This is a genomic window from Streptomyces sp. NPDC127108, from assembly GCF_042677545.1.
In the GTDB taxonomy this organism is placed as follows: Bacteria; Actinomycetota; Actinomycetes; order Streptomycetales; family Streptomycetaceae; genus Streptomyces.
The window spans coordinates 1-1,774 of record NZ_JBHXTE010000111.1 but is presented as its reverse complement, the minus strand read 5'-3'; the positions used below and the strand labels follow the sequence as shown (position 1 = coordinate 1,774).

Sequence of the window (1,774 nt, the reverse complement as noted above, 5' to 3'; positions counted from 1 at the left end):
GCACGACCGATCTGGGGCTGTGCGCGTGGGCCGCGTTCAAGGCGGCGTAGGAGGCGGAGTCGCCCGCCGTGGCCGCCGCCGCGTGGTGGGCGAGCAACGCGGCGGCGGCCGCTTTCCTGCACCCCAAGGCCAGCGCTCACCAGGTGAAGCACATCGTCGGCGCGGCGGCGCACGCGGCGCGGGCGGACGAACTGGTCGCCGGGGACGACCCGCGCGTCGGCGCGGACACCCTGGAGTGGGCGTGCCGGCACGCACCGGCAGCGGTCGGCGCGGTCCTCGGCCGCCTGCCCGCCGCACCCTCCGGCGGCGGGCGCGTGGGCGAGTTCATCCGCGCCCTCGACACCGCACTGCGCGCCTGAGCCCAGGAGGACCGGGCCTTCGGAGAACGCGGAGAAGGCGCCGCGGTCCCGTGCCCGAACCTCGCAGAAATTCCCGCGCGCCCCGGGCATCCCAGGAGTTACGTTCCTGGGATGCCTGATGAGGACGGATACTTCGGGGAAGACATCGCGGCCACCTACGACGAGTCCTCGGCGGACATGTTCCGGCCCGAGGCCGTGGACCCGCCGGTCGACCTGCTCGCCGAACTGGCGGGTGACGGGCAGGCGTTGGAGTTCGGCATCGGCACCGGCCGGATCGCGCTGCCGCTCGCGGCCCGCGGCGTCCCGGTCCACGGCATCGAGATGTCCCGCGCGATGGCGGCCCGCCTGAAGGACAAGCCGGGCGGCGACGCCGTCGGCGTCACCATCGGCGACTTCGCCTCGACCCGCGTGCCGGGCGCCTTCACGGTCGCCTACCTCGTCTTCAACACGATCAACAACCTCACCACGCAGGACGCCCAGGTCGCCTGCTTCCACAACGCCGCCGACCATCTGCTGCCCGGCGGCACCTTCGTCGTCGAGGTCGGCGTACCGGACCTGCGCCTCCTGCCGCCCGGCCAGACCGCCGTGCCGTTCCGCATCGGCCCGACGGAGTGGGCGTTCGACACCTACGACGTCGCCACCCAGGCGATGAGCTCGAACTACGTGACGATCACCGACGGCCGCGCCGAGCACTGGTCCGTCCCGTTCCGGTACGTGTGGCCGGCCGAGCTCGACCTGATGGCCCGGCTCGCCGGGCTGCGGCTGCGGGACCGGTGGGAGGAGTGGTCGCGGACGCCGTTCACCGGCGAGAGCGCCAAGCACGTGTCGGTGTGGGAGAAGCCCCTCGACTGACCGCCGACCGGGTCCTCACGGCGAAGCCAGGAGCGCCCCGGCCGCCCGCCCGAAGACCCGCGCGGCCACCCGCGCCACCACCGGGTCCAGGGCCCGGGGCAGCCGGCGGATCCGCAGCTCCTCCCGCCAGACCACCAGCGCCCCCCGCCCGTGCGACCGCACCTCGATCTCGGCCCAACCCGTCACCACGGCACCGCGCTTGACCAGTCGGCACAGCCCGCTCTCCGCCGTGTCCGGCGGCCGCCAGACGGTGACCTCCATCGGATCGTCGAACGCCACCGGCCCGACCCCGGAGCGCGCCGTGAAGACGGTGCCCACGCCCTGCGGCAGGCCACCGGAGACGGTGACACGGGTCAGCGGCACGACCCGGCCGTGCCGCTCCCAGTCCGTCAGCCGCCGCCAGGCCTCGGCCGGGCTGAGCGGAGTGGCGCGTTCGACGCGGAAGAGGGCCATGGGGAGATCGTAGGCAGCGGGCGGCGCGGAACGGGCCGGGCCACGGCGGAGCGGCAACGGCGGGGCCGAGTGCGCCGCGTGGCCCGGGGCGTGGGGGGGGGGGGGGGGGG

At 75.1% G+C, this 1,774-nt stretch carries 3 protein-coding genes; 2 read left to right on the top strand and 1 reads right to left on the bottom strand.

What is annotated here, in order from left to right; genetic code table 11:
* The first annotated feature begins 68 nt into the window (after positions 1-68).
* Positions 69-359, top strand: a complete 291-nt coding sequence (locus tag ACFVHO_RS40590) for a hypothetical protein (protein ID WP_385725565.1) — start codon at positions 69-71, stop codon at positions 357-359.
* Positions 360-470: 111 nt separating this feature from the next.
* A complete protein-coding gene (locus ACFVHO_RS40585; RefSeq protein WP_385725564.1) occupies positions 471-1,211 on the top strand; it encodes a class I SAM-dependent DNA methyltransferase in 741 nt (246 codons plus the stop codon).
* A gap of 15 nt (positions 1,212-1,226) precedes the next feature.
* On the opposite strand, the gene ACFVHO_RS40580 is transcribed toward ACFVHO_RS40585, so the two are convergent.
* Positions 1,227-1,664, bottom strand: coding sequence for an SRPBCC family protein (locus ACFVHO_RS40580; RefSeq protein WP_385725563.1), 438 nt, complete (start codon positions 1,662-1,664; stop codon positions 1,227-1,229).
* Positions 1,665-1,774: the final 110 nt, after the last annotated feature.